This window comes from Nocardia sp. CC201C (genome assembly GCF_030010695.1).
GTDB lineage: Bacteria > Actinomycetota > Actinomycetes > Mycobacteriales > Mycobacteriaceae > Nocardia > Nocardia otitidiscaviarum.
The window spans coordinates 1-6001 of sequence record NZ_JASCXP010000447.1 but is presented as its reverse complement, the minus strand read 5'-3'; the positions used below and the strand labels follow the sequence as shown (position 1 = coordinate 6001).

Sequence of the window (6001 nt, the reverse complement as noted above, 5' to 3'; positions counted from 1 at the left end):
GCTGACCACGAAGACACTGGACAGCGCCATGGCGGCACCCGCGAGCATGGGGTTGAGCATGCCCGCGGCGGCCAGCGGAATGGCCGCGACGTTGTAGCCGAAGGCCCAGAACAGATTGCCCTTGATAGTGCCCAGGGTGGCCCGGGACAGCCGGATGGCCGCCGCCACGGTGCGCAGATCGCCGCGCACCAGCGTGATGTCGCTGGCCTCGATCGCCACATCGGTGCCGGTGCCCATGGCCAGACCGAGATCGGCCTGGGCGAGCGCGGCGGCGTCGTTGACGCCGTCGCCGACCATGGCGACGACCTTGCCCTCGTCCTGGAGTCGCTTGATCACGTCGAGCTTGTCGCTGGGCAGCACCTCGGCGATCACCTCGGTGATGCCGACCCGATCCGCCACCGTGCGGGCGGCGGCGGCATTGTCGCCGGTCAGCAGCACCGGGGTGAGTCCGAGCGCCTTCAGGTCCGAAATCGCCTCGGCGCTGGTGGATTTGATCGCGTCGGCGATCACCAGCACGCCGCGAGCGGTACCGTCCCAGGCCACCACGACGGCGGTGTGCCCGGCGTCCTCGGCCTGGGACTTGGCCTGTGCCAACGACTCCGGCAGGGTGATCGACCAATCCTCGAGCAGCGCGGTGCGCCCGATCACCACCGCGCGTTCACCGACGAGACCCTGCACGCCCTTGCCGCCGTGGGAGACGAACTGCTCCACCGGATCCAGGGTCAGGCCGGCGGCCGCCGCACCGTCCACCACGGCCGTGGCGACCGGGTGCTCGGAACCGTGCTCCACCGCCGCGGCCACCGCGAGCAGTTCGTCCGCGTCCTGCCCGGCGGCCGGGATCACCTGCGCCAGCGTCATCTTGCCGGTGGTCACGGTGCCGGTCTTGTCCAGTACCACGGTGTCGATGCGCCGGGTCGACTCCAGCACCTGCGGGCCCTTGATCAGGATGCCCAGCTGCGCACCGCGACCGGTGCCGACCAGCAGCGCCGTCGGAGTGGCCAGGCCCAGGGCGCACGGGCAGGCGATGATCAGCACCGCCACGGCCGCGCCGAACGCGGCGGCGGTGGCCGTCCCGGTGCCGAGCCAGAAGCCCAGCGTCGCCACCGAAATGGCGATGACGATCGGCACGAAGACCCCGGCTACCCGGTCGGCGAGCCGCTGCACCTGCGCCTTGCCGTTCTGCGCGTCCTCCACCAGCTTGGCCATCTGCGCCAGCTGGGTGTCCGCGCCGACGCGGGTGGCGCGCACGGTCAGCATGCCGCCCGCGTTCACCGTCGCCCCGACCACCTCGTCGCCGGGCCCGACCTCGACCGGCACGGACTCACCGGTCAGCATGCTCATATCGAGGGCCGAACTGCCGCTCACCACTACGCCGTCGGTGGCGACCTTCTCTCCGGGGCGGACGAGGAATTCCGCGCCGACCGTCAGATCGGCTACCGGGATGCGGGTTTCGGCGCCGCCGCGCAGTACCGACACCTCCTTCGCGCCCATTTCGAGCAGGGCGCGCAGCGCCGATCCGGCTTTCTCCTTGGACCGGGTCTCGAAGTACCGGCCCGCCAGAATGGCCACGATCAGCACGGCCGCGACCTCGAAGTACAGCGTCGAGGCCGAATCGGTGCGCGAAATGCTCAGGGTGAAGGGATGTTTCATGCCGGGCATGCCCGCGTCGCCGAAGAACAGCGCGTACACCGACCAGCTGAAGGCCGCGATGGTGCCCAGCGAGATCAGCGTGTCCATGGTGGCGGTGGCGTGCCGGGCGTTCATCCAGGCGGCGCGGTGGAACTGCGCGCCGCCCCACACCACGATGGGTGCGGTCAGCGTGAGCGAGAGCCACTGCCAGTTGTCGAACTGGAGCGCCGGGATCATGGACGTGGCCACCACCGGCAGTGCGAGCGCCAGGCTCACCAACAGTCGGTGCCGTAGGTCCGCGGTGGCACTGGGGCGGGAATCATCCTCGGCCGCTTCGTTTCTCGCCGATTCGGTGGTGTGCACGGCCGCGCTGTAACCGGCCTCGGTGACGTGCTCGATGAGGTCGTCGGCGGTCACCGACTGCGGGAAGCTGACCTTCGCCTTCTCGGTGGCGTAGTTCACCGTCGCGGTGACGCCCTCGATCCTGTTGAGCCGCTTCTCGATGCGGGAGGCGCACGAGGCGCAGGTCATACCGCCGATCTCGAGTTCGACGGACCGCTCGGCAGTGGGTGCGCTCATCAGTGACCTCCTTCGTGTGCTCCGTGCCCCACCGGATCGACCGGTGCGGGGGCGGTGGTGGCGGTGATGGTGAATTCGGCGGTGTGCACCGCGTTGCCGTGCGAGAAGTCCAGGTACAGACGGTAATCCCCGGCCGTCGGCGCTTCCGCGTGGAATGCCACCTCCGGTCCGGCCGGTGTCGTGCCGACCTCGCCCTGCGGATGGACGTGCAGGTAGGCGAGGTCGCTGGCCCGCAACGCCACCAGATGCCCGTATGCGCCCAGATAGGGCCGCAGATCGGTGACCGGCTTGCCGTCCCGGGTGACGGTGAAGCTCAGTTCGCTTCCGGTGGTGGTCAGCTCACCGGTGAGGGTGACCCGGTACCCGTCCACCTCGGCGGTCCGGGACGGCGGCGGCAGGGGCTGGAGTGCGGCCTGCCCGGTGACGGTGACGGTCCGGCTCAGGGTGAGCCCGCCCGGCCCGCCGGTCGGCGCGAAGTCGGCGAATACCCGGTAGGTGCCCGGTTCCTTCCAGGTCCAGTCGATGGACCAGGTGCCGTCCGCGGCCAACTCCGGATGCACGTGCCGGAACTGGCCCGCGTCGGTGCGGGCCACGATCAGGTGCAGGTCCTTTTCGTGCTGTTCGTCATAGGCGGTGACGGTTCCGGACGGTCCGGTGATCCGGAAGCTCAGTACGCCGGGCTGATTCGCTGTGGTCGGAGCGCTGATCTCACCGAGGGTGTAGCCGGATTCGCTGTCGGCCAGGCCCAGGGTGTCGGCGTCGGCCGCCTGGCTCTGCGCGGTGTCGTGCCCGGGGGCCGGGCTCGGGTCGCCCACCAGGGCGCCGATCCCGAGCGCGGCCCCGAACAGCACGACCAGTCCGCCGCCGAACGCGGCGAATCTCAGTCGATCGTTCATCTCAGCCCGCCACCTGGTAACCCGCCTCGTCGACGGCGGCCACGACGTCGGCGTCCGCGAGGGGAGCGTTCGACTCCACCTTCACCAGACCGCTCGCGAGGTCCACGTCGACAGTGGTGACGCCATCGATCTTGCCGATCTCCTTCTGGACCGAACCGACGCAGTGGCCGCAGGTCATCCCGGTGACGGTGTAGGTGCTGGTGGCCATGTCAGACTCCTTCTCGCGCTCATCATACGGTGTGGGGGTATCCCCGACATCGATGAACATACCCCCAAGGGGTACCTGACGCAAGCCTGTCGCCGGAAAACTCAGCGCGCGATCTCCTCGGGCCAGGCGCGCATGGCGAGTTTCGCGGCTTTGCCCAGTTCGGCGGCGGTCGCACCGTCCTGGGCGCTCTGGGACATGCCCTGCAGAACCGCCGCCGTGTAACGCGCGAGCGCGGCGGGATCGGTGTCGGCGGGCAGTGTCCCGGTCTCGACATCCGCCCGGATGCGCTCCTCCAGTACGGCCACATTGTGATTGCGCTTGTCCCGGAGCAGTGTGGCGACCTCGCTGTTGGTGGTATTGACCCCGGCGCTGATCACCATGCACCCGGCCGGGCGACCGGGTTCGGTGTAGGCCGCCGCGGCCTCGCGCAGCAGGCGTTCGGCCGCGCCGCGCGCCGTGGGCGCCTCGGCGAAGGCGCGCATGGCGAATCCGCCGTAGCACTCGCCGAAGCGGTGCACCGCCTCGGTGAACAGCTGTTGCTTGTCGCCGAAGGCGGCGTACAGGCTGGGCGCGCCGATGCCGAGCTCCTCGGTGAGATCCCGGGTGGAGGTGGCCTCGTACCCCTTGCGCCAGAACAGGTGAATCGCCTTGTCCAGTGCGGCGTCTCGATCGAAGGAGCGGGGACGTCCCCGCGTCGGTGCGGCCATGGATCTATTTTATAGCGCTCGCTATTCAATGTGTTATCTTATTTCTGTAGCGACTGCTAGAGAAAGGCATGCACATGGGCGCGCTGACAGGGAAGACCGCACTGGTGACCGGCGGCAGCCGCGGTATCGGCCGCGGCATCGCGGAACGACTCGGCCGCGACGGGGCGCGGGTCGGGGTGCACTACAACGGCAATGCGACCGCCGCGAAGGAGACCGTCGCGGCCATCGAGGCGGCGGGCGGATCGGCCTTCGCGATTCAGGCCACCCTCGGTGCGCCCGGCGACGCGCGGACACTGTTCGATGCCTTCGACGCCCAGGCCGACGGCCTCGATATTTTGGTCAACAACGCGGGCATCGACGGTATTCGGGAACCCATCGCGGGTACCGACGAGGAGTCCTTCGAACGCGTCTTCGCCGTCAACACCAAGGCCCCGTTCTTCATCACGAAGCTGGCGCTCGAGCGCATGCGCGACGGCGGCCGCATCGTCAACATCTCCACCGGGCTCACCCACGGCGCCTACATGCCGGAACTCGTCGCGTACACGATGACCAAGGGTGCGCTCGACGCCTTCACCTCGATCCTCGCCAAGGAGGTCGGCGCGCGCGGCATCACCGTCAACGCGGTCGCACCCGGCATCGTCGACACCGATATGAATGCCGCGTGGCTGCGCAACGATCAGGCGCAGGCGAACGTCTCGGCCATGTCGCCGTTGGGCCGGGTCGGGCAGGCGGCGGATATCGCCGATGTGGTCGGCTTTCTCGCCTCGGACGACGCCCGCTGGGTGACCGGCCAGTGGATCGACGCCACCGGCGGTGCGTTGCTGTAGACCCGAAGGCCACGGATCGGCCGGTGGGTGGTACTTCCGCCGATCCGGTGACGGCGGCACGGTGCGTCGGCGGGATGTCCGGCGGGCTGTGCCGCCGTTCGTTATCGGCGGCCGGTGCGCACTAGGCTTGGCCCGTGCTGTCTGTTGTACCCGGTCCCGTGGTCGTGCGCGCCCCGTCGAAGGTGAATCTGCACCTCGGGGTGGGCGATCTGCGCGACGACGGGTACCACGACCTCACCACGGTTTTCCAGGCGCTGTCGCTGAGCGACGATGTGCGCCTGGCTCCGGCGGGCTCGCTGGCGGTGAAGGTGACGGGGGAGGGCGCGGCCGAGGTGCCGACCGACCGCACCAATCTGGTGTGGAAGGCGGCGGTCCGACTGGCGCACCTGGACGGCCGCGCGCCGCTGGTGGAGATCGCCATCGACAAGGGCATTCCGGTCGCGGGCGGGATGGCCGGGGGCAGCGCCGACGCCGCTGCCGCGCTGGTGGGCCTCAATGACCTGTGGGAGCTGGGGCTCGGCCGCGAACAACTGCTGGACATCGCCGCCGAACTGGGCAGCGATGTGCCGTTCGCGCTGCACGGCGGTACCGCCCTGGGCCGGGGGCGCGGAGAAAAGCTGCTTCCGGTGCTGTCCCGCAACAGCTTTCACTGGGTGTTGGCGCTTGCCAAGGGCGGCCTGTCGACACCCGAGGTCTTCCGCGAACTGGACCGGCTGCGTGCGGCCGGTGACCCGCCCCGCCTGGACAGCCCCGAAGCGCTGCTCCAGGCATTGGCCTCCGGCGATCCGCATCAGCTCGCACCGCTGCTCGGCAACGACCTCCAGGCCGCGGCGCTGTCGCTCAAACCCGAGCTGCGCCGGACCCTGCGCGGCGGCGTCGCGGCGGGCGCGCTCGCGGGCATCGTGTCCGGCTCCGGCCCGACCTGCGCTTTTCTGTGCGAGAGCGAGGAGGCCGCGGTGGCGGTCGCCGCCGAACTCTCGGGAGCGGGCGTCTGTCGCAGCGTCCGCACCGCCACCGGCCCGGTGCCCGGAGCCCGAGTCGTATCGGACCCCGGTATGCACTGATCCGGTGACAGCTGATTTCGTAAGGAGCTGGGTACGCCCAGCGGTCTCCACGGTCGTGGCCGCCGGTCCGCGCCCCGAAGTGAGTACATTC

General features: G+C 69.7%; 6 protein-coding genes. 2 read left to right on the top strand and 4 right to left on the bottom strand.

Annotated features, from left to right (window positions below; translation table 11 throughout):
- The 4 genes from QK444_RS31250 to QK444_RS31235 all read right to left on the bottom strand — a co-directional run.
- Positions 1–2208, bottom strand: a 2208-nt coding sequence (locus tag QK444_RS31250; RefSeq protein ID WP_282785676.1) for a heavy metal translocating P-type ATPase, incomplete at its 3' end; no start/stop codon positions are given.
- Complete coding sequence (locus tag QK444_RS31245; RefSeq protein ID WP_282785675.1) at positions 2208–3104, bottom strand: hypothetical protein; 897 nt, start codon at positions 3102–3104, stop codon at positions 2208–2210. The genes QK444_RS31250 and QK444_RS31245, both read right to left, overlap by 1 nt.
- Position 3105: 1 nt before the next feature.
- Positions 3106–3312, bottom strand: a complete 207-nt coding sequence (locus tag QK444_RS31240) for a copper ion binding protein (protein ID WP_195144373.1) — start codon at positions 3310–3312, stop codon at positions 3106–3108.
- A 101-nt stretch (positions 3313–3413) separates the two neighbouring features.
- The gene (locus QK444_RS31235) at positions 3414–4019 is read right to left on the bottom strand and encodes a TetR/AcrR family transcriptional regulator (protein ID WP_282785674.1); all 606 of its coding nucleotides are present in this window, start codon (positions 4017–4019) and stop codon (positions 3414–3416) included.
- Positions 4020–4093: 74 nt separating this feature from the next.
- On the opposite strand from QK444_RS31235, the gene QK444_RS31230 reads away from it, so the two are divergent.
- Together QK444_RS31230 and QK444_RS31225 are read left to right on the top strand one after the other, a co-directional pair.
- A complete protein-coding gene (locus QK444_RS31230; RefSeq protein ID WP_282785673.1) occupies positions 4094–4846 on the top strand; it encodes an SDR family oxidoreductase in 753 nt (250 codons plus the stop codon).
- A gap of 134 nt (positions 4847–4980) precedes the next feature.
- Positions 4981–5910, top strand: a complete 930-nt coding sequence (locus QK444_RS31225) for a 4-(cytidine 5'-diphospho)-2-C-methyl-D-erythritol kinase (protein ID WP_282785672.1) — start codon at positions 4981–4983, stop codon at positions 5908–5910.
- Positions 5911–6001: the final 91 nt, after the last annotated feature.

Excerpts from the sequence above, each read along its gene's own strand:
- QK444_RS31245 (WP_282785675.1), bottom strand. The coding sequence starts at position 3,104 with ATGAACGATCGACTGAGATTCGCCGCGTTCGGCGGCGGACTGGTCGTG.
- QK444_RS31240 (WP_195144373.1), bottom strand. The coding sequence starts at position 3,312 with ATGGCCACCAGCACCTACACCGTCACCGGGATGACCTGCGGCCACTGC.
- QK444_RS31235 (WP_282785674.1), bottom strand. The coding sequence starts at position 4,019 with ATGGCCGCACCGACGCGGGGACGTCCCCGCTCCTTCGATCGAGACGCC.
- QK444_RS31230 (WP_282785673.1), top strand. The coding sequence starts at position 4,094 with ATGGGCGCGCTGACAGGGAAGACCGCACTGGTGACCGGCGGCAGCCGC.